We start from the raw sequence: 21,868 nt of genomic DNA on the forward strand, positions 1-21,868 counted from the left end.
TGGATAACAACCAAATGCCAAATATGATGCCGATAATGGATAACAACCAAATGCCAAATATGATGCCGATAATGGATAACAATCAACCGCCGAATATGATGCCATATCAAATGCCGTATCAACAGCCAATGATGCCACCATATCCGCAGTATCAGCAACAAAATCCATACAATCAAATGCCGTATCAACAAATGGCGCCGCAATATACTTCTATGCCAAATCCGAATATGATGCCAATGGATAATAATATGCCGCCACTCGTGCAAGGTGAAGAAGATTGTGGATGCGGAGGAGAAAATAGGTTATATAGTCCACAACCAGGTGGACCGCAATATGCTAATCCATTATATTATCAACCAACTCAGCCAGCATATGCACCACAGCCAGGAACGATGTATTATCAACCAGATCCACCAAATGTATTTGGAGAGCCAGTTTCGGAAGAAGAGGACGAAGAGGAAGTTTAAAAAAAGGTGGGGTTATTCCCGCCTTTTTTTGCATTCATGTTAATTAAAAAAATAAAGTTTTGTCATCAAGTGTTAGAAAATTCCTAGTGAAATATTAACAGTGTAAAAAACTACTCTGTTACTCATCATAAGAGGGAGCTTTTCAGAAGAGAAGTTCATTCTAACAGAGGGGGTTTTTGTATTGAATACGAAAGTAAAAGTGATTGCTGCTTCTTTGTTAGTTACCAGTGCATTAGCTGCATGTGGTACACCAAAAGATAATAATGCCATGGATGGACGTAACTACAATTACGAGCGTACATCTTATAATGATACACACCAGTATCGTGATAATGTAGCGCGTAACGATCGTTATACAGATTATGTAACATATAGAAACGGCCGTAACGATACGGGATATAATAATTATTACCGTGATGTAAATTACAATGGGCAAATTGCTAATCCGCATCCAACTCGTAATATTACAATGAACAATTCATACATTAACAATGATGGTAAAACTGCAGAGAAAATTACGAATCGTGTAAAACGTATGAATAACGTAGATCGAGTTTCTACAGTTGTATATGGAAACGATGTAGCGATTGCGGTAAAACCACGTAATCCGGCGACAAATGAAACAGCGATGGCGAACGAAATTCGTCAAGCTGTTGTGAATGAAGTTGGAAATAGAAACGTATATGTTTCTGTAAGAAATGACATGTTTACTCGTGTCGATGCAATGAGTACACGTCTACGTAACGGTACAGTTACAAACGATTTTAATCGTGACATAACAAATATGTTCCGAGATATTCGTTACGGTCTGACTGGTACAGTACGATAACAAATCAAAGAGGAAGGGGATAGCCCTTCCTCTTTATTCATCTTCGTCTTGTAAACGACGTTTTTTAATGAGGTAACTAACAGAATAAGAAGTTAAAAAGCATATGAAGAGAATACTACCTGTTAGAATAGCTTCAAACAGGGGCCTTTCTGGACTGAAAATAATATAAATAATAGCCATAATCATTCCTACAATAAGAGAGCGTAAGACAAGTTTGTAATAAGGAGTTAACTTTATTTCCTTTTCGCTTTCTTCTACATCGATTGAAACACTCAACTGTAAATAACTAAGTACAATACTTGTAAGAATAAATAATAACCATAATGGAGATTTCGTAATTTGATCCATTCCTTCTGTGAATCCGATATAGCCTAAAATTCCGATTATACCAATTGATTGAAAAAGAAAGGCAATACGTATGTTTTTTAACGTTTGAAGTATGAGGCGTTCATCTTTAATTTTTTTCAAGGCATTCATCCCCTGTTTATATTTACAGTATTAATTGTAACATATATATTGCATTAATCAATTTATAATTTACATAAATTTCAATTGGGTGAAAGAGGAAGAAAAATATATTTAGAAATATGTTGCGCTTCTACCTTGTTAATGTTATATTAGCAAAGCGATGAGCTAATTTACGTAAGACGAGAGATATGCTTAAGTGCTAAACACGCGAATGTGGTCGCCTGGTTTCTCGCCGTAAACGCATCAAGACGCCTGCTTTGCAGGCGTCTTTCATTTTATATAAAAGTAAATGATACATGCAGATGAGGGATAAACCCTTGTCTGCATTTTTTATTTTCCCTAGAAATTTAATACTAGTGTTTATATGGATAAAACCCCCATTTCCGGAAAAGCTACAAATGAAAGTATGATTTTGCCTAGAAGAGGTGAACGGAAATGAAATGGATACTAATTGCATTGCAAGCTTTCGTTATGATGTTTTGCTTAGCTTATGGATCCGATGTGAGGGCAGAAGTAGTAGAAAAAGAACCTCAAGTTACAATTTTATTAGAGCGCATGTATGTTGATGGAGAAGTAAGTGAGGAAATACTGACAGAAAAAGTAGCGGATTTAGAAAAGTTTTTGCAGCAATATAAGGAATGGCAACTTGTTGATCGTGATGATGTACAAATTGTATTACAAAAGAAAGTTGATGATATTTCTCCTTTACTGAAAACGAGCGGTTATTTTGGTGTTTCAGAGGAAGGGATATTGCAAATTTTCAAAGGGGTGCCAAAAAGTGATAACGCGATCCATTCCTTCTTTCAAATTGATATGAAAAAGCTTGAAAGTTATGAGCGTGCGGAATTAAAACGTGGTATTCGCATAAAATCAAAAGAAGGTTTTGTGAAGACGATCGAAAAAATGAAGCAGTACGCAGTGCAAAATAAGAAAAAAAGCAGCTCAGGGTGAGCTGCTTTTTTTCTTATTTATTCTTAGCTAAAATCTCTTTTGCGATTTCATCAATTAGCATATCTTTTCCGATTGGATTGAATGCTTTCGTATTGAAGACTTCATTTGATACTTCATATACGTGATTGTTTTTTACTGCTTTATTATCTTTCCAAACCGCACTGTTTTTATAGTCTTCGTATACTTTATCAGCTTCTCCACCGAAGTTTACGATAAACATTTGATCAGGCTGGAATGCAACAAGACCTTCTAGTGATACTTGTGCCATCGTTTGTTTTAAATCTGTACCTTTTGTTGCTGGAAGCTTTAAGTCGTTAAAGATGATGTCACCGTATCCGAAGCTACCGTATACACGGAAGTTTTGTGGTGTAACTGCAACGAACATAAAGTTCTCATCTTTTGTTTTTTCTTTAATTTTTTTAGATAAAGAGTCTGCTTTTTTATCGTAATCTGCAATCCATTTGTCTGCTTTCTTCTCTTCGTCAAATAGTTTACCTACTTCTTTAAACTTACCACGCCAGTCTTCTAGATTTGTTTCTAGAACAACTGTCGGTGCCACTTTTTCTAGTTGATCATAAATTTTCAATTGACGATTGTTTAAAATAATTAAGTCTGGTTTTAAAGCTGTAACAGCCTCTAGGTCAACTTTAGGCGCCCAGTACCAGCCGACTGCTTTTACTCCGTCTAGCTTTTCTGTTAAGTGATTTTGGATTTTATCTTTATATGTGTTTGCTGTACCAACAGGCTTATGTCCAAGGATTAATAATTCCTCTGTTGATCCAGATAAGTCAACAATTCTCTTTGGATTAACTGGAATTGTTGCTTCCCCTTTAGCATGTTTTACAACTTTTGTTTTCGGTTGTTCTTTTGCTTTTGACTCTTCTTTTTGAGAAGAACAGCCAACGATAGAAAGAACAACTAGCATAATAGTAAATAAAATAAATAGCTTACGTTTCATCCCGATGTAACCCCTTTAATTAGTATTGATAATCATTATCGACTTCTGTATATTAAGGTGCTTTATTCTTTCTGTCAATGGAAAATAACAGAAGTTTCAAATAGAGAACATTTGTTGGGGCAGTCTCGCTTTTCTATTGTTAAATATGTTAAAATGGAATACATGATTTGAGAGGGAGAGATCGTATTTTGTTTGAATATGTTACAGGTTACGTGGAGTATGTAGGACCGGAATATGTCGTAATTGACCATAATGGAATTGGTTATCAAATTTTCACACCAAATCCGTATGTATTTCAAAGAAGTAAGCAAGAAATTCGTGTCTATACATATCATTATGTGAGAGAAGATATTATGGCACTTTACGGGTTTAAAACACGTGAAGAGCGTTTATTATTTACAAAGTTGTTAGGTGTGTCTGGCATTGGGCCAAAAGGCGCTCTTGCAATTTTAGCTTCTGGTCAAACCGGACAGGTCGTTCAAGCGATTGAACATGAAGATGAGAAGTTCTTAGTGAAGTTCCCGGGCGTTGGAAAGAAAACAGCACGCCAAATGATTTTAGACTTAAAAGGAAAACTAGCAGATGTCGTGCCAGATGCATTTGTTGATCTGTTCTCGGATGTCGAAAGTTTTGATCAGAAGAAGGGTTCATCAGTGGAACTTGATGAAGCACTGGAAGCATTGCGTGCACTTGGTTATGCAGAACGAGAAGTTTCTCGCGTTGTACCAGAACTATTAAAAGAATCACTTACAACGGATCAGTATATCAAAAAGGCACTTAGTCTTTTACTAAATGGTAAGAGGTGAGTATAATGGACGAACGTCTCCTTTCAGGGGAATCTGGATATGAAGATGCGGATTTAGAGTATTCATTACGGCCACAGACGCTCCGTCAGTATATTGGCCAAGATAAAGCGAAACATAATTTAGAAGTGTTTATTGAAGCGGCGAAAATGCGTGAAGAAACGTTAGATCACGTACTTTTATATGGCCCACCTGGACTTGGTAAAACGACGCTTGCGAATATTATTGCCAATGAAATGGGTGTTAACATTCGAACGACGTCAGGTCCCGCAATTGAAAGACCAGGAGATTTAGCAGCTGTATTAACAGCGCTTCAGCCTGGAGATGTATTATTTATTGATGAAATTCATCGTTTGCATAGATCTATTGAAGAAGTGCTATACCCGGCGATGGAAGATTTTTGCCTTGATATCGTGATTGGAAAAGGACCATCAGCGCGATCTGTACGTTTAGACTTACCTCCATTTACGCTAGTTGGGGCAACGACGCGTGCAGGTGCATTATCAGCACCACTTCGTGACCGTTTCGGTGTACTTTCACGATTAGAGTATTATACAGTAGATCAGCTTTCTGCGATTGTCGAACGTACAGCAGAAGTGTTTGAAGTTGAAATAGATTCGTTAGCTGCACTAGAAATTGCAAGACGTGCTCGTGGTACACCTCGTATAGCGAATCGTTTATTACGACGTGTACGTGATTTCGCACAAGTTCGCAGCGACGGAACAATTGCAATGGAAATTACACAAATGGCGTTAGAACTATTGCAAGTAGATAAATTAGGTCTTGATCATATTGACCATAAATTATTACTTGGTATTATTGAAAAGTTCCGTGGTGGTCCAGTTGGACTAGAAACAGTTTCGGCGACGATTGGGGAAGAATCTCATACGATTGAAGATGTGTATGAGCCGTATTTATTACAAATTGGCTTTTTACAACGAACTCCAAGAGGCCGGATTGTAACTCCGCTTGCATATGAACATTTCGGAATGGAGATGCCAAAAGCATGACGGAGATGCCAAAGCTGCTTATTACAGCCGGTATTTTACTCATTGTTGTTGGTCTAGCTTGGAAGTTCATTGGAAGGCTTCCAGGCGATATTTTTTTGAAAAAAGGTAACGTTACCTTTTATTTTCCTATCATTACATGTATTGTGTTAAGTATTGTATTATCTTTTATTATGTATATAATAAATCGATTTAAATAAGAAATAGGTGGATATAGTTATGGATATTAATCTGTTTGATTTTCATTTACCAGAAGAACTTATTGCACAAGTCCCGCTTGAAGAGCGTGAAACATCAAGATTGATGGTGTTAGACCGTGAAACCGGTGATATTGAGCATAAACATTTTACAGACATTCTTTCTTACTTACATGAGGGGGATTGCTTAGTTTTAAATGAAACGAAAGTTATGCCTGCTCGTTTACACGGTGTGAAAGAAGATACAGGTGCGCATATCGAAGTGCTTCTTTTAAAACAAGAGGATGGAGATAAGTGGGAAACGCTTGTAAAGCCAGCGAAACGTGTAAAAGAAGGAACTGTAATTTCTTTTGGTGAAGGGAAATTAAAAGCAACTTGCACAGGAACTGCAGATCAAGGTGGACGTCAGCTTGAATTTTCATATGACGGCATCTTCTATGAAATTTTAGATGAACTTGGGGAAATGCCACTTCCTCCATATATTAAAGAGACGCTGGAAGATCGCGATCGTTATCAAACGGTATATGCGAAGGAAATCGGTTCAGCAGCAGCGCCGACGGCTGGACTTCACTTTACAGAAGAGTTACTTGAGAAATTGAAGCAAAAAGGCGTCGGGTTAGCTTTTATTACACTTCACGTAGGGCTTGGAACATTTAGACCAGTTTCTGCAGATACGATTGAAGAGCACCATATGCACGCAGAATATTACCATATGTCTGAAGAGACGGCTGCGTTATTAAATCGTGTGAAAGAGAATGGTGGACGTATTATTACAGTAGGTACGACATCCACTCGTACGTTAGAAACAATTGCGACAGATCATGATGGTAAGCTTTGCGCTGCTTCTGGATGGACAGATATTTTTATGTACCCAGGTTATGAATTTAAAGCAATTGATGGTTTAATTACAAACTTCCATTTGCCAAAATCAACATTAATTATGCTTGTAAGTGCATTTTCAAATAGAGATAATGTACTTCATGCGTATAATGAAGCAGTAAAAGAAAAATATCGTTTCTTTAGCTTCGGTGATGCGATGTTCGTTGCATCTCACGCTAAAATGAGAAACAAATAAAAGGAGTAAATTATGACAGCAATTCGTTATGAATTTATTAAAACTTGTAAACAAACGGGTGCGCGTTTAGGTCGTGTACATACGCCACACGGTTCATTTGATACACCAACATTTATGCCAGTTGGTACACTTGCAACAGTTAAAACGATGTCGCCAGAAGAATTGAAAGCAATGGATTCTGGCATTATTTTAAGTAACACGTATCATTTATGGCTACGTCCAGGTCACGAAATTATTCGTGAAGCAGGCGGTTTGCATAAGTTTATGAACTGGGATCGTGCAATCTTAACGGATTCAGGCGGATTCCAAGTGTTCAGTTTAAGTGACTTCCGCCGTATCGAAGAGGAAGGTGTTCACTTCCGTAACCACTTAAACGGAGATAAATTATTCTTATCACCAGAAAAAGCGATGGAAATCCAAAATGCATTAGGTTCAGATATCATGATGGCATTTGATGAGTGTCCACCATTCCCAGCTACTTTTGAATATATGAAGAAATCTGTAGAGCGTACAAGCCGCTGGGCAGAGCGTTGCTTAAAAGCACATGAACGTCCACAAGATCAAGGTTTATTCGGTATTATACAGGGTGGAGAGTTTGAAGAGCTTCGTCGTCAAAGTGCGAAAGATCTTGTTTCAATGGACTTCCCTGGATATGCTATAGGCGGTCTATCTGTTGGTGAACCGAAAGATATTATGAACCGTGTTCTTGAGTTTACAACACCACTTCTTCCGGATAATAAACCACGTTACTTAATGGGAGTAGGTTCTCCTGACTCGTTAATTGATGGTGCAATTCGCGGTGTTGATATGTTTGACTGTGTACTTCCAACTCGTATCGCTCGAAATGGTACATGTATGACAAGTGAAGGTCGTTTAGTTGTAAAAAATGCGAAATTCGCTAGAGACTTCGGTCCGCTTGATCCGAACTGTGATTGCTACACATGTAAAAATTACTCTCGTGCGTACATTCGTCACTTAATGAAATGTGATGAAACGTTCGGAATTCGTTTAACGTCTTATCACAACCTGCATTTTCTGTTAAACTTAATGGAGCAGGTGAGACAAGCTATTCGTGAAGACCGTCTTGGCGATTTCCGCGAAGAGTTCTTTGAACAGTATGGCTTTAATAAACCGAATGCTAAAAACTTCTAATACATAATTTAAAAGGAGGAACAAAAGATGAATCCAGGTATGATGAATATCATTATGATCGTTGCGATGTTCGCGATTTTCTATTTCTTATTAATTCGCCCGCAACAAAAGCGTCAAAAAGCAGTTGCTCAAATGCAAAATGAGTTGTCAAAAGGTGATGCTATCATAACGATTGGTGGCTTACACGGTACAATTGAATCAGTAGATGAAACGAAAATCGTTGTTAAATCTGGTGGTTCACACTTAACTTTCGATCGCAATGCGATTCGTGAAGTTGTGAAAAACTAATGATGAAGGCCCTGCATGAAATATGCAGGGCCTTTTTTAGTTATTTTGTTTTGACATATTTACACCGAAAATACCACCGAGTGTACTCGCACCCATTAGTGCTAATTGGTAAAGTAACTGTGAGTTCGATAAAGTTTGAGAGAAGCCTAAATAGTTAACTAGAAAAACAAGTATGGCGAATGTAAGTCCTGTTGTGAAACCTACTAGCCAACCTTTCCCTTGCGCCTTTTTGCCAGCAATAAACCCAGACATAAGCATAGATAGAAGAGCTAGTATCAAAATAGTAACGGTTAATGTCCCTTCATTCATATTCGTAAACTTTAATAATAGAGCTATAACCATGCTAGTAATAGATGCGAGGATAAGTAGGGTAATAATACCGAAGCCGATTGCAGTTGATAATTTTTTCGTTCCATCCATTTATGAATTCCCCCTTTTTAATACAAGCATATTTTCATTTTGATCAAGTTAGACTAGTTTCTTTTTTGTAGGGAAGTCTATAAATAAAAAAGGAGATGTAGAAATGGAATGGGTATCAATAATTGGCCGGACGATGCTTTTGTATATCATTATCTTAATTATTTTCCGTCTTATGGGTAAACGTGAAATTGGAGAACTAAGTGTATTAGATTTAGTTGTATTCATTATGCTCGGTGAAATGGCCGTAGTAGCAATTGAAAATACCGATAAATCACTTTGGCATCAATTAGTTCCGATGATTTTTCTTATGTGTATACAAATCATTTTGTCAGTTATATCTTTAAAGTTTCAACGTTTTCGACATTTAATAGAAGGGGAACCGGCTATTCTTATAAATGCGGGAAAGATTGATGAAAAAAAGATGCGGAAACAGCGCTATAACATAGACGATTTAATGATGCAACTAAGGGAGCAAGGGGTCGGGGATGTGCGGGATGTGGAATATGCTATTTTAGAACCGTCAGGGAAGTTGTCTGTTTTTCAAAAGCAAAAAAGTAAAAAGAGTAAAAATGATACGCCGATTTTTACACTCCCATTAATTATTGATGGAGAAATTCAATTCAATCATTTGCAAATGATTGAACACACAGATGAATGGCTCATTGGAAAATTAAAAAACTTAGGTTATAACGATATAGCGCAAATTTTATACTGCAGCTTTCAAAATGGTCAATTTTTTGTTGATTTGAAAGAAAACTAGAGGCTTACCAGATTAAATAGTAAGCCTATTTACTTCAAAAATGAAAGTTTCCGAATGATAGGGAGGCGACTCAACTCTTCTTTTCGAATGAGTTTGAAAGCAAAGAGGAGGAAAATATAAACGATTGTTGTTAAAGTGATTTCCCATAATGTTTGTACGCCAAGTGAATGAGAGAAAATAATATACTTATGAAGGTAAAAACCGAAGGCGCCTGCAATACCGATGGCAAGTCCTCCGAAAATATAGTCTTTTGCATAAATGGTAAATTTAATTTTCTTTAAAACAGTAGCATAGTGAAGGAATGTTACCGTCACTATATTTGCTGCGATTGCGAGAGCAACCCCCATCATTTGGAACTCTGGGCGTGAAGCGAGTGAAAAAATAACGATTAATTTTACGATAGCGCCAATAAATGTGTTCATCATAGCAGCTCTTGCTAAGTTTAAAGCTTGCAACACAGATGTAAGTGGGCTTTGAAAATAATGAAATAAAAAGCAGGGTGCAAGAAGTTGGATGAACGCTGTTGCACTGTCCGATCCATACATAAGCGTTAAGACGGGTGAAGCAAATACATATAAAATAACGACTGACCATCCACCAGTAATTAAGGAAATTCGAAGTGCTTGTTGTAAACGGTGTTCCACTAATTTGTGCTGTCTCTTTGCCATTGCTTCACTAATGGAAGGGACGAGTGCTGTAGAAAGAGCGTATGTAATAAAGGCAGGTAGTGATAGAAGCGGGAAGGCGTAACCGTTCAATATACCGTATTGCTGTGTTGCGACAGAAGCAGCAACCCCGGCAATCGCTAAGCTTTGCATAACAACGATAGGTTCAAAGAAATAGGAAACGGAACCGATTAAACGGCTTCCTGTAGTTGGAAGTGCGATATCCATAAGAGAATAAAATGTATTTTTGCTCTCCTTTACCGTAGTGAAAAAACTAGAGCGTATAGATAAATGTTTTTCGCGCTGGAATAAAGTAAGTAAAAATAATAAAGATGCAACTTCGCCAAGAACGGCTGATAGCATGGCACCAGCTGCAGCATATTCTACGCCGTAAGGTAAAAATAACCGAATGCATACAGCGATAATTGTAATGCGGACAACTTGTTCTATGACTTGAGCGTAAGCGCTAGGCTTCATATTTTGTTTTCCTTGGAAATAACCACGTAAAACGGAAGAAACGGCAATAACAGGGACGACAGGTAAAATAGCCATTAATGGATAGTACGTTCTTTCATCTGTTAATAGTGTTTTTGCTAAAATAGGTGTGAGGAGCATAATCCCAATTGTTAAAATGATACTAATAATGGATGTAATGGCTAGTGAGACTGTTAAGATTTTTTTAACTCTTTGTTTATCGTTTACTGCTTCCGCTTCTGCTACAAATTTTGCGATTGCAACAGGAAGACCTATTTGTGTCAATGTAATTGCTAAAATGAAGGTGGGGACAGCCATCATATAAAGGCCAACGCCTTCTTCTCCTAAAATACGTGCCATTACAATGCGGTTAATGAATCCAAGGATTTTTGTAATAAAGCCAGCTATCATTAAAATAAATGCACCTTTTAAAAAGCTTTGTCTCGTCATACTCTTCTCCTACCTTCTCAAAATCAATGGAATGATTTACAATAATTTATATGCACGTATGAGACAAGAATGACAAGCATTTAAGAGAGTAAAGTGTGAATGGTACTCTTAGAAGTAGTTATTGCTGTCCATTAGAGCGGGAGTAAAAGCGACTTTTCGTGCTGAAATAAGAAGGAGATGTTATATATGTTGGATAAAGAGGCTTTGGTAGAATCATACCGCGGACAGTTACAAGTCGTTTTAGAAAGTAAAGTAGAAGAGTTTCACTTGTTTGGTTATGACCGAGTGACAGATAATGATATTTGGAAGTTTCTCAAGGCGAAAAAGTGGAAAAAGATAGACAGTGATGTTAGGTTATATGAATTAGTAAATGATGTATTAAGAGTAAGTACTAATGAATATATGAATTATTTAACTGTTGAAGCATATCAAGCGCCACTTTGGTCGTTTGATGAATATGAAAATAAATAACCGACTGTAATTGGTTTGTTCTTCCTTTTGCAGTATAATGATAGGTATTGATAATGAGGAAATAATTATGTCTAAGATCATATATAAAGGGGGTAGTGAAGAGAGAAAATAAATAATGAAAGTGTAGGTATGGTGACAAGCTTACCGACACAGCTAGTGATGAACTAGCGAAAATACATGTATTTTATAGAAAGGAAGTCTACTAACTAGGCGTATGCACACGTGTAAAAATGAATCGTAAGAGATTTATTGAAAGTGTTAGTAGCAGAAAGAGGGTACATATGGCAAAGCGTGGTACGAGAATTGCCGCCTTTTTCCTCATCGTTTTATTAATCGGTGGAGTAATTGGTGCGGCAGGAAAAGACATAGCAAAAGGAATTAGTCTAGGACTAGACCTTCGCGGTGGTTTTGAAATTCTGTATGAAGTAAAACCAGCCAAAAAAGGTGATAAAATCGATCGAGACGTACTTGTAAGTACAGTAGGGGCTCTTGAAAATCGTGTCAATGTTCTCGGTGTAAGTGAGCCGAACATTCAAATTGAAGGACAAGATCGAATTCGCGTACAGCTTGCTGGTGTACAAGATCAGCAAAAAGCACGTGAAATGTTATCAACACAAGCGAAATTAACATTCCGTGATGTAGATGACAACCTTCTTATGGACGGAACGGATTTAAAAGGCGGCGGAGCGAAGCAAACATTTGATGAGCAAGGCCGTGCGAGCGTAGGTCTTACACTAAAGAGCGCTGAAAAATTCCGTGAAGTAACTGAAAAAATTTCAAAAATGCCACCACCAACGAATTTAATGGTAATTTGGCTTGATTTTGAAGAAGGAAAAGATTCATATAAAGCAGAATCTGCAAAACCGAATCCGAAGTTTTTATCAGCAGCAACAGTAAACCAAGTATTTAACCAAGCTGAAGTATCTATCGTAGGTGGAAACTTTACAGTGGAAAGTGCGAAAGAACTTTCATCTTTATTAAATGCAGGTGCACTTCCTGTTGATTTAAAAGAAATGTATTCAACATCTGTTGGAGCGAAATTTGGTCAACAAGCATTAGACCAAACGATTTTCGCTAGTGCGATTGGTATCGCTCTTATTTTCTTATTTATGCTTGTATACTACCGTTTACCAGGGCTTGTAGCCGTTATTATGTTAGGTCTATACATTTTTGTTACGCTACTTGTATTTAACTGGATGCATGCGGTTCTTACATTGCCAGGTATTGCGGCTTTAGTGCTCGGGGTAGGTATCGCAGTTGATGCGAATATCATTACGTACGAGAGATTGAAGGAAGAATTGAAAATTGGTAAGTCGATGATGTCAGCATTCCGTGCTGGTAACCATCGTTCACTAGCGACAATTTTAGATGCAAACGTTACGACTCTTGCAGCTGCAGGTGTATTATTCGTATATGGTACAAGCTCAGTGCAAGGCTTTGCAACAAGTTTAATTGTAAGTATTTTAGTTGGTTTCATTACAAACGTATTCGGTACTCGTTTCTTACTAGGATTACTTGTAAAGAGTCGTTATTTTGATAAAAAACCAGCATATTTTGGTGTGAAACAAAAGGATATTATTCCGTTAACGAAAGGTGCAGTACATCCACCAACGAAATTTGATCGTATTAACTTCGTAAATATCGGTCATAAATTCCTTATTTTCTCGATTGCAGTTGTAATTGCAGGTGCAATTATACTACCAATTTTCAAACTGAATCTTGGAATTGACTTTGCAAGTGGTACACGTATTGACTTACAATCAAAACAAGCACTTACTGTGTCAGATGTTCATAAAGATTTGAAAGAACTGAAAATTGATGTGAAGGAAGAGGATATTGTACCGACTGGTGATGACAATAAAGGATTCGCAGTTCGTACGTTAGGTGTTTTATCGAAAGATGAAATTGCGAAAACAAAAACATTCTTCCACGATAAATATGGTACAGAGCCAAACGTAAGTACAGTTTCACCGACAATCGGTAAAGAGATTGCACGGAATGCATTTATCGCAGTATTAATTGCTTCTGCAGTTATCATTTTATACGTAAGTATTCGATTCCGATTTACGTATGCATTATCTGCAGTACTTGCGTTACTACATGATGCATTCGTTATGATTGTTATGTTTAGTATTTTGGGGCTAGAGGTAGACTTAACGTTTATTGCTGCGGTATTAACGATCATTGGTTATTCTATTAATGACTCAATTGTTACATTTGATAGAAACCGTGAGCTATACAAACAGAAAAAACGAGTTCGCGACATAAAAGACCTAGAAGAAATCGTAAACGCAAGTATTCGCCAAACACTTGGACGTTCGATTAACACCGTATTAACAGTGCTGTTCCCAGTAATTGCGTTACTTATCTTCGGTAGTGAGTCACTACGTAACTTCTCGTTTGCGTTACTTGTTGGATTAGTTGTAGGTACGTACTCTTCTGTTTTCGTTGCTTCTCAAATTTGGTTAATGCTTGAAAACCGTCGTTTGAAAAAGGGCAAAAACAAGAAAAAGGTTGAGAAAGTAGAATCTGAACCGCAAGTATAAAAAAGATGATGTCTCTTTATGAGGCATCTCTTTTTTCGTTTGTGGATACAATAAGATAGCAACTTTTGAAAGAATAAAATGGAAGAAAGTGGTGAATTTATCGCTGTTTTTGTTAAAATAAAAAGATAGGTTAAGAAAAGAAGGGATTTTAATTATGGAAAAAGATGAACGTTTTAAACAGGCCGAGTTTGGTGCTATTGTCGGAATCGTTGGTAATATTATATTAGCGATTATAAAAGCGGTAATTGGTTATATTGGAAACAGTAAAGCACTATTAGCGGATGCAGTGCATTCTGGATCAGATGTAATTGGTTCGCTAGCTGTACTTTTTGGATTACGAGCAGCGAAGCAGCCGCCTGATGAAGATCATCCGTACGGTCATGGCAAAGCGGAATCGATTTCAGCGATTATTGTTGCGGTATTATTATTTATTGTTGGACTAGAGATAGCGATTTCGTCTATAAAAGCTTTTTCACAAGAACTAGAACCGCCGAAGGGAATTACGATTTTTGCTGTTATTTTTTCTATTGTCGTGAAAGAAGGAATGTTTCAATATAAATTCCGATTAGGGAAAAGGATAAATAGTGATGCAATTATTGCAAATGCATATGAGCACCGTTCGGATGTATTTTCTTCAATTGCAGCTTTAATCGGTATTTGTGCAGCGATTATTGGTGGTAAGTTCGGTTTAGATTGGCTTGTATATGCCGATCCAATTGCAGGATTATTTGTTTCACTTCTTGTTGCAAAAATGGCGTGGAGTATTGGGGCAGAAGCGATTCATGCAACGCTTGATCATGTTCTTCATGAGGAAGATGTTATTCCGCTTAGAGAAGCAGTACTTCAAATAGATGGTGTGAAAAAAATCGGTTCTTTATATGCGAGGGAGCATGGTCATTACGTTATTGTTGATATTAAAGTTTCTGTAGATCCATACATTACTGTAGAAGAAGGGCACCGCATTGGAAAGCATGTGAAAGAAACGCTTATGAAACAAGATAACGTACAAAATGTTTTTGTACATATAAATCCGTATTCCCCAAATTAAATAGCATTAATATTTTAGTATATGGATATTGCATCGTAGCTTGCATCATATTGTCACCCCTTAATCTGTCTTGTATAATGGATAGGTTAAGGGGTGATTTCGTGTTACAACCGAAGACGCGTTGGAAAGAAAAAGAATATAATGACGAGCGAGTGAGTGAATTAGCAAGTAAATTGCAATTATCACCTCTTGTTGTTTCGTTATTCCTCGGTAGAGGATTAGATACAGAAGATAAGATTTTAGATTTTTTAAATACAGAAAATCAAGAATTTCACGATCCATTTTTATTAGAAGGAATGGATAGAACGGTAGAACGTGTAAATAAGGCGATTCAAAATGGAGAGCAAATATTAATATTTGGTGATTACGATGCGGACGGAGTAAGTAGTACGACTGTCTTATATCTTGCGCTTCAAGAATTAGGTGCAGATGTAGAATTTTATATTCCAAACCGTTTTACAGAAGGGTATGGACCAAACGAAGAAGCGTTTCGTTGGGCGCATAGCGCTGGGTTCTCGCTAATTATTACCGTAGATACTGGTATTGCAGCGGTACATGAAGCGAAGGTAGCGAAGGACCTTGGAATAGATCTTATTATTACAGATCACCATGAGCCACCGCCAGAATTACCAGAAGCACTTGCAATTATTCATCCGAAATTAGAAGGCGGTGTTTATCCGTTTCACTATTTAGCGGGTGTTGGTGTTGCGTTTAAAGTTGCACATGCACTACTAGGCCGTGTACCAGAACATTTATTAGAAATTGCAGTAATTGGTACAGTAGCCGATTTAGTGTCACTTCATGGTGAGAATAGATTGCTAGTGAAGCGCGGTTTAAAGCATATGCGCATGACGAAAAATATCGGACTAAAGGCGCTATTTAAAGTTGCTAACGTTTCGCAAAGTGAAATTACAGAAGAGAGTATTGGCTTCTCACTCGCACCGCGTATTAATGCAGTTGGACGTTTAGAAGATGCTACGCCGGCTGTACATCTTTTATTATCAGATGATCCAGAAGAAGCGAAAGAGCTTGCTGAAGAAATTGATGAGCTGAACAAACTTCGAAAAGATATTGTAAAACAAATTACAGAAGAAGCTATCGCCGAAGTTGAAAATAATTTTCCGCCTGAAGAAAATAAGGTGTTAGTACTAGCGAAAGAAGGCTGGAATCCAGGTGTAATTGGGATTGTTGCTTCTAAATTAGTTGAACGATTTTATCGTCCAACGATTGTATTGAGCATTGATCCTATAAAAGAAACGGCAAAGGGTTCAGCGCGTAGTATTGCAGGGTTTGATTTATTTGCCAACTTGTCTGATTGTAGAGAGTTATTGCCACACTTCGGAGGACATCCGATGGCAGCCGGAATGACGCTACATATGAATGATGTAGATGAATTAAGACGCCGCTTAAATGAACAAGCAGAGGTAATTTTAACAGAAGAAGATTTTATTCCAATTACAGCAGTTGATGCTTTTTGTAAGGTGGAGGATGTAACTCTTGCTGCAATTGAGGATATGCAAAAGTTAGCGCCGTTTGGTGTTGGAAATCCCAAACCACGTATTGCGGTAAAAGATGCTGATTTAGAAAGCATTCGTGCAATCGGATCGGATGGATCTCATTTAAAAATGGCGCTTCGTGATGGACAAGCAACACTGGATACAATTGGATTTGGATTTGGAGCTTATGCGAAAGAAATCTCTCCAGTTGCGAAAGTTTCTGTAATAGGAGAAGCATCCATTAATGAATGGAATAATTTTAAGAAGCCGCAATTAATGGTACAAGATATTGCTGTAGAGGCGTGGCAGCTATTTGATTGGCGTAGTATGCGTAATGTAGAAGCGAATGTAGCAGAACTTCCAACAGAAAAAATAACAATGGTGTATTTTTCTGAAGAGGTATTGAATAAATTTTCTTTAGAAGACTATAAAGAGCATATCGTGCATGCATCAGATGTAACGCATTTGGATGATCAATACATTGTGTTACTCGATTTACCGAAAGGAACAGATGAATTGCGCGATTTATTTAAAGTCGGGTTCCCATCTCGAATTTATACGCTATTTTATCAAGAGAATAACCATTTATTTAGTACAGTCCCAACGCGGGAACACTTTAAATGGTACTACTCTTTCTTGAACCAAAAAGCACCATTTTCTTTAAAACAATATGGGGAACAACTATGTCGTCATAAAGGTTGGTCAAAAGACACAGTAAATTTCATGACACAGGTGTTTTTTGAGTTAGAATTTGTTACAATAAAAGACGGTGTCATTTTTATGGCTGAACAAAAACAAAAGCGTGATTTAATTGAATCGAACACATATCGTGAGAAAATGAACCACTTACAATTAGAAAAAGAATTGGTTTATAGCACATATCAGCAACTATATACGTGGTTTGAAACGATTCGTAATCATAAAGAAGTAGAACAGTTAGGGTAAAGGATTTGTATTTACAAACCTTTAAATCTGAGGAGGATTCAGAAATATGGATTTCAAGCAACATATCGCAATTGTACCGGATTATCCAAAAGAAGGTATTGTGTTTAAAGATATTACACCTTTAATGAACGACGGCAAAGCATACAAAGCAGCAACGGACGCAATCGTTGAGTATGCGAAAAAAAGAGATATTGACGTTGTAGTAGGACCAGAAGCACGTGGCTTTATTATCGGTTGCCCAGTTTCTTATGCATTAGAAGTAGGTTTTGCACCAGTTCGTAAATTAGGGAAATTACCACGTGAAGTAATTACAGTTGACTACGGCAAAGAATATGGTACAGATGTTTTAACAATCCATAAAGATGCAATTAAACCAGGTCAACGCGTATTAATTACAGATGATCTATTAGCTACAGGCGGAACAATTGAAGCGACAATTAAGCTAGTTGAAGAACTTGGCGGAGTTGTAGCAGGAATTGCATTCTTAGTAGAGCTTACTTACTTAGATGGTCGTAAAATGTTAGATGGTTACGATGTATTAGTATTAGAAAAATACTAATCACTATATAGGTAAAACTACGGTGATAAAAAGTACCCGTGAATCTCTTGGAGAGGAGCGGGTACTTTTGTATAATTGAACAAAAAAATAAGGTGAAATATCAGTAAAATCTTTTCCTTTTCACAATTCACAATCATTGGGTTATAATGATAGAATATAATTTATTCTATTTAATAAATACAAAGTCAATTTTCAATAAAAGGTGATTCGATGGCAAATGAGCAAGTACTAACAGCTGAACAGGTACTCGAGAAAGCAAGTCAATATTTAGCGGATGAAGATATTGAGCTAGTGGCACGTGCTTATGAATATGCACGCGATGCACATAGCGAACAATATAGAAAATCGGGTGAACCATATATTATTCACCCAATTCAAGTTGCAGGTATTTTAGTTGATTTACACATGGATCCAGCTACAGTATCGGCAGGTTTCTTGCATGATGTAGTGGAAGATACAGAGATTACATTAGAAGATATTGAACGAGAATTTAATAAAGAAATCGCTATGCTTGTCGATGGTGTTACGAAGCTCGGAAAGATTAAATATAAATCTCATGAGCAGCAACAAGCAGAAAACCATCGCAAAATGTTTATCGCAATGGCTCAAGATATTCGAGTTATTTTAATTAAACTAGCTGATCGTCTTCATAACATGCGTACATTGAAACATTTGCCTCAAGAGAAGCAGCGTCGCATTGCGAATGAAACGTTAGAAATCTTTGCACCTTTAGCACATAGACTCGGAATTAGTACTATTAAATGGGAGTTAGAGGATACGTCACTTCGCTATTTAAATCCGCAACAATATTATCGTATTGTAAATTTAATGAAGCGTAAACGTGCAGAGCGTGAAGAATATTTAGATGAAGTAATGACTGGTATTCGTGAGAAATTAAAAGAAGTTTCAATTCAACCTGAGATTTCTGGAAGACCAAAACATATTTACAGTATTTATCGTAAAATGGCATTGCAAAATAAACAGTTCAATGAAATTTATGATTTACTAGCTGTACGTGTCGTTGTAAATAGTATTAAAGATTGTTACGCGGTGCTTGGAATTATTCATACGTGCTGGAAGCCAATGCCAGGTCGTTTCAAAGATTATATTGCAATGCCGAAAGCGAATTTATATCAATCTCTTCATACGACTGTAATTGGACCAAAAGGTGACCCGCTAGAAGTGCAAATTCGTACGAAAGAAATGCATGAGATTGCAGAATTCGGAATCGCGGCACACTGGGCGTATAAAGAAGGAAAAACAGCAGAAACAACAGGTACATTAGAGAAGAAACTAACTTGGTTCCGTCAAATATTAGAATGGCAAAATGAAGCTTCTAATGCAGAAGAATTTATGGAGTCATTAAAAATTGATTTATTCTCTGACATGGTATTCGTCTTTACACCAAAAGGCGATGTAATGGAATTACCACTTGGCTCTGTTCCAATTGATTTTTCGTATCGTGTCCATTCGGAAATTGGAAACAAAACAATTGGTGCAAAAGTAAATGGGAAAATGGTGACGCTTGATTATAAGTTGAAAACTGGTGACATCATTGAAATTTTAACATCGAAACATTCGTATGGTCCAAGTCAAGATTGGGTAAAGCTTGCTCAAACATCTCATGCGAAAAATAAAATACGTCAATTCTTTAAGAAACAACGTAGAGATGAAAATATTGAAAAAGGCCGTGAACTTGTTGAAAAAGAAGTGCGTGGCTTAGAGTATGAGATGAAAGAAGTATTAGCGCTTGATAATTTAAAACGTGTTGCTGAGAAGTTTAACTTTGCAAATGAAGAAGATATGTTTGCAGCAGTTGGTTATAACGGAATTACAGCAGCGCAAATTGTTACGCGACTAACGGACAAGTTCCGTAAACAACGTGAAGAAGAAGACATCGTTGAAGTTAAAGAAGTTCGTAAACCGATGAAAATTCGAAAATGGGATTCTGGTGTAAAGGTAAGCGGTGCTGATAATTTACTAATTCGTTTATCAAAATGCTGTAACCCAGTTCCGGGTGATGATATCGTTGGGTATATTACGAAAGGCCGAGGTGTATCGATTCATCGTCGTGATTGTGTCAATGTGCATACGGAAGAAGCTGTAGAGCGTTTACTAGAAGTAGAGTGGGAAGGTAGCCCTGAAAAAGAAATTGAATACAATGTTGATATTGAAATTTCAGGTTACGATCGCCGTGGTTTATTAAATGAAGTATTGCAAGCTGTTACAGAAACGAAAACGTATATCTCAGCTGTTTCTGGTAGAAGTGATCGTAATAAGATGGCGACGATTAACATGTCGATTTCTATTCGAAACTTACAGCACTTGAAAAAAGTAGTAGAGCGCATTAAACGTGTTCCAGAAATTTATGCAGTACGACGCATGATGCATTAATAGGGAGTGTAGAAAAGATGAGAGTTGTTTTACAACGATCAAAAGAAGCGTCTGTCACAGTAGACGGTGAGATCGTAGGACAAATTCCGTTCGGTTTAACATTACTAGTTGGCATTACGCATGAAGATACAGAAAAAGATGCAACTTACATTGCAGAAAAAATTGCAAACTTACGTATTTTTGAAGATGAGAGCGGAAAGATGAACCATTCTGTACTTGATGTAGAAGGAAAAGTTCTATCAATTTCGCAATTCACATTATACGGAGATTGCCGTAAGGGAAGACGTCCAAACTTTATGGGTGCTGCGAAACCTGACTATGCAGAGCGTTTATATGATTTCTTTAATGAGGAAGTTCGTAAGCAAGGATTGCATGTAGAAACAGGGAAGTTCGGAGCAATGATGGATGTTTCTTTAATCAATGATGGTCCGGTGACCTTAATTGTGGATAGTAAATAGTGTTGTTAAAAAAGAGAGGGTTATATGACCCTCTCTTTTTTATACATTATTGTATGTTTTGTTCATTTATCATAGGATTAATTTGAGGGGGAATAAAAGATAAAGAAGGCGTAGCATGCTACAAGCGTTTAATATAGCATTACGTTTTATGCTTGAGTTATGTGTTCTTGGAATTGTTGGATACTGGGGATTTCGGATAGGAACAATAACGGTTATAAAAGTGACACTTGCGATTATTCTTCCGGTTATTGTTGCTGTCATATGGGCTTTATTTGGAGCGCAACACGCAGAATGGGAAGTACAAGGCATATTACATGTATTGTTAGAAATTATCGTGTTTGGAGTAGGTGTTGCAGCATTGTATCATTTGAAACATTATATGCTGGCGAGTGGACTGGCTATTATTATTGTTGTGAATCGAATGTTAATGTTTATTTGGAATCAATAGCTGTTTTCAGTTATGTATAACTCTTTCATCAATATGGAACAATAACAAGTAAAACATCCATATTGAATGTGAGGGATATACGTATGCGTATGAATGAAAAAGGGCATTCTGTTACAAATGGTGCTAATCAACTGTTTAACGTGAATTTTCATGATTTTATTTCAAAAGAGCAAAACAATACTTCAATGGAGCTTGCTTCAGAGTTCGGAATTTCACTGCAAGATGTAAAGCGCCTAAAGAAGCAAATTGAGCGCTCTTAGAGCACTTGACAATCCTACTCAACAAACGTATAGTAATTTTATATTTACATATGAATATAGCCGTTGATAGAGAAGAGTAAATGAGATACACATGGAAAGAGAAGAAATGTCCTAGGCTGAAAACATTTCTACATGATGACTGATTGAATGACACTCTGTAGGTTTCAACTTGAAAGGCTTATACGCTTAGTAGAGATGAACGCATATTTAAGCGTTATTAAAAAAGTGGAAGCATACGTGCTTCAATTAGGGTGGCACCACGGGTATAATACTCTCGTC

General features: G+C 37.1%; 22 protein-coding genes, 1 pseudogene and 1 other annotated feature (1 of these 24 cut by a window edge). Of the genes and pseudogenes, 19 read left to right on the forward strand and 4 right to left on the reverse strand.

Translation table 11 applies throughout. The features are described 5' to 3' along the window. Together MRBLBA3_RS00005 and MRBLBA3_RS00010 are read left to right on the forward strand one after the other, a co-directional pair. Positions 1-467 (forward strand): annotated as a pseudogene (locus tag MRBLBA3_RS00005) (spore coat protein); the annotation flags it as partial. A gap of 181 nt (positions 468-648) precedes the next feature. Further along, positions 649-1,296 carry a YhcN/YlaJ family sporulation lipoprotein gene (locus tag MRBLBA3_RS00010; RefSeq protein ID WP_001093522.1) on the forward strand — a complete coding sequence of 216 codons (648 nt, stop codon included), beginning with the start codon at positions 649-651 and terminating at the stop codon, positions 1,294-1,296. Positions 1,297-1,329: 33 nt separating this feature from the next. On the opposite strand, the gene MRBLBA3_RS00015 is transcribed toward MRBLBA3_RS00010, so the two are convergent. Next, positions 1,330-1,764, reverse strand: a complete 435-nt coding sequence (locus MRBLBA3_RS00015) for a hypothetical protein (RefSeq protein ID WP_000721227.1) — start codon at positions 1,762-1,764, stop codon at positions 1,330-1,332. A 435-nt stretch (positions 1,765-2,199) separates the two neighbouring features. Here MRBLBA3_RS00015 and MRBLBA3_RS00020 point away from each other — a divergent pair, with 435 nt between their 5' ends. Then, a complete protein-coding gene (locus MRBLBA3_RS00020; protein ID WP_000871167.1) occupies positions 2,200-2,715 on the forward strand; it encodes a BofC C-terminal domain-containing protein in 516 nt (171 codons plus the stop codon). A gap of 13 nt (positions 2,716-2,728) precedes the next feature. On the opposite strand, the gene MRBLBA3_RS00025 is transcribed toward MRBLBA3_RS00020, so the two are convergent. Beyond that, positions 2,729-3,673, reverse strand: coding sequence for an iron-hydroxamate ABC transporter substrate-binding protein (locus MRBLBA3_RS00025; protein ID WP_044737695.1), 945 nt, complete (start codon positions 3,671-3,673; stop codon positions 2,729-2,731). 188 nt (positions 3,674-3,861) lie between these two features. Here MRBLBA3_RS00025 and ruvA point away from each other — a divergent pair, with 188 nt between their 5' ends. The 6 genes from ruvA to yajC are packed head-to-tail and all read left to right on the forward strand — an operon-like array spanning position 3,862 to position 8,195. Next, a complete protein-coding gene (ruvA, locus tag MRBLBA3_RS00030) occupies positions 3,862-4,479 on the forward strand; it encodes a Holliday junction DNA helicase RuvA (protein WP_000464515.1) in 618 nt (205 codons plus the stop codon). Between the two features lie 5 nt (positions 4,480-4,484). Further along, on the forward strand, positions 4,485-5,486 hold the full coding sequence (ruvB, locus tag MRBLBA3_RS00035) for a Holliday junction branch migration DNA helicase RuvB (protein ID WP_000344469.1): 1,002 nt from the start codon (positions 4,485-4,487) through the stop codon (positions 5,484-5,486). Next, entirely contained in the window at positions 5,483-5,683 is a 201-nt protein-coding gene (locus tag MRBLBA3_RS00040; RefSeq protein ID WP_000138159.1) for a DUF2905 domain-containing protein, read from the forward strand. The genes ruvB and MRBLBA3_RS00040 overlap by 4 nt, the downstream gene beginning before the upstream one ends. A gap of 19 nt (positions 5,684-5,702) precedes the next feature. Next, entirely contained in the window at positions 5,703-6,755 is a 1,053-nt protein-coding gene (gene queA, locus MRBLBA3_RS00045) for a tRNA preQ1(34) S-adenosylmethionine ribosyltransferase-isomerase QueA (RefSeq protein WP_000354026.1), read from the forward strand. 12 nt (positions 6,756-6,767) lie between these two features. Then, entirely contained in the window at positions 6,768-7,907 is a 1,140-nt protein-coding gene (gene tgt / locus MRBLBA3_RS00050; protein WP_044737696.1) for a tRNA guanosine(34) transglycosylase Tgt, read from the forward strand. A 27-nt stretch (positions 7,908-7,934) separates the two neighbouring features. Beyond that, positions 7,935-8,195 (forward strand): preprotein translocase subunit YajC, encoded by a 261-nt coding sequence (yajC, locus tag MRBLBA3_RS00055; RefSeq protein ID WP_001068062.1) that lies wholly within the window; start codon positions 7,935-7,937, stop codon positions 8,193-8,195. Between the two features lie 36 nt (positions 8,196-8,231). Here the strand turns inward: yajC and MRBLBA3_RS00060 are convergent, their stop codons facing one another. Next, positions 8,232-8,615 carry a TIGR04086 family membrane protein gene (locus tag MRBLBA3_RS00060; protein WP_000349132.1) on the reverse strand — a complete coding sequence of 128 codons (384 nt, stop codon included), beginning with the start codon at positions 8,613-8,615 and terminating at the stop codon, positions 8,232-8,234. 103 nt (positions 8,616-8,718) lie between these two features. Between MRBLBA3_RS00060 and MRBLBA3_RS00065 the strand changes: the two genes are divergently transcribed. Then, positions 8,719-9,375, forward strand: a complete 657-nt coding sequence (locus MRBLBA3_RS00065) for a DUF421 domain-containing protein (RefSeq protein ID WP_044737697.1) — start codon at positions 8,719-8,721, stop codon at positions 9,373-9,375. A 29-nt stretch (positions 9,376-9,404) separates the two neighbouring features. Here MRBLBA3_RS00065 and spoVB read toward each other — a convergent pair whose 3' ends face one another. Further along, positions 9,405-10,964, reverse strand: coding sequence for a stage V sporulation protein B (gene spoVB / locus MRBLBA3_RS00070; protein ID WP_044737698.1), 1,560 nt, complete (start codon positions 10,962-10,964; stop codon positions 9,405-9,407). A gap of 186 nt (positions 10,965-11,150) precedes the next feature. On the opposite strand from spoVB, the gene MRBLBA3_RS00075 reads away from it, so the two are divergent. The 9 genes from MRBLBA3_RS00075 to MRBLBA3_RS00115 all read left to right on the forward strand — a co-directional run bounded on the left by MRBLBA3_RS00075 (position 11,151) and on the right by MRBLBA3_RS00115 (position 21,589). Then, positions 11,151-11,435, forward strand: coding sequence for a post-transcriptional regulator (locus MRBLBA3_RS00075; protein ID WP_000884547.1), 285 nt, complete (start codon positions 11,151-11,153; stop codon positions 11,433-11,435). Between the two features lie 281 nt (positions 11,436-11,716). Beyond that, entirely contained in the window at positions 11,717-13,981 is a 2,265-nt protein-coding gene (secDF, locus tag MRBLBA3_RS00080) for a protein translocase subunit SecDF (protein WP_001119058.1), read from the forward strand. A gap of 154 nt (positions 13,982-14,135) precedes the next feature. Next, positions 14,136-15,029, forward strand: coding sequence for a cation diffusion facilitator family transporter (locus MRBLBA3_RS00085; RefSeq protein ID WP_000409727.1), 894 nt, complete (start codon positions 14,136-14,138; stop codon positions 15,027-15,029). Between the two features lie 101 nt (positions 15,030-15,130). After that, entirely contained in the window at positions 15,131-17,470 is a 2,340-nt protein-coding gene (gene recJ / locus MRBLBA3_RS00090; protein ID WP_000941224.1) for a single-stranded-DNA-specific exonuclease RecJ, read from the forward strand. Positions 17,471-17,516: 46 nt separating this feature from the next. Further along, positions 17,517-18,029, forward strand: coding sequence for an adenine phosphoribosyltransferase (locus MRBLBA3_RS00095; RefSeq protein ID WP_000346222.1), 513 nt, complete (start codon positions 17,517-17,519; stop codon positions 18,027-18,029). A 210-nt stretch (positions 18,030-18,239) separates the two neighbouring features. After that, on the forward strand, positions 18,240-20,423 hold the full coding sequence (relA, locus tag MRBLBA3_RS00100) for a GTP diphosphokinase (protein ID WP_001262798.1): 2,184 nt from the start codon (positions 18,240-18,242) through the stop codon (positions 20,421-20,423). Positions 20,424-20,440: 17 nt separating this feature from the next. Continuing rightward, positions 20,441-20,881 (forward strand): D-tyrosyl-tRNA(Tyr) deacylase, encoded by a 441-nt coding sequence (locus MRBLBA3_RS00105; RefSeq protein ID WP_044737699.1) that lies wholly within the window; start codon positions 20,441-20,443, stop codon positions 20,879-20,881. A 115-nt stretch (positions 20,882-20,996) separates the two neighbouring features. Then, the gene (locus MRBLBA3_RS00110) at positions 20,997-21,329 is read left to right on the forward strand and encodes a YrdB family protein (protein WP_212088068.1); all 333 of its coding nucleotides are present in this window, start codon (positions 20,997-20,999) and stop codon (positions 21,327-21,329) included. Positions 21,330-21,412: 83 nt separating this feature from the next. Next, positions 21,413-21,589: a hypothetical protein gene (locus MRBLBA3_RS00115; protein ID WP_001242605.1), complete on the forward strand. Its 177-nt coding sequence runs from the start codon at positions 21,413-21,415 to the stop codon at positions 21,587-21,589. Positions 21,590-21,643: 54 nt separating this feature from the next. Next, positions 21,644-21,868 (forward strand) — a binding site (T-box leader); it runs 6 nt beyond the window's last position.

Source organism: Bacillus sp. LBA3-1-1.1 (assembly GCF_040676495.1).
GTDB lineage: Bacteria > Bacillota > Bacilli > Bacillales > Bacillaceae_G > Bacillus_A > Bacillus_A nitratireducens.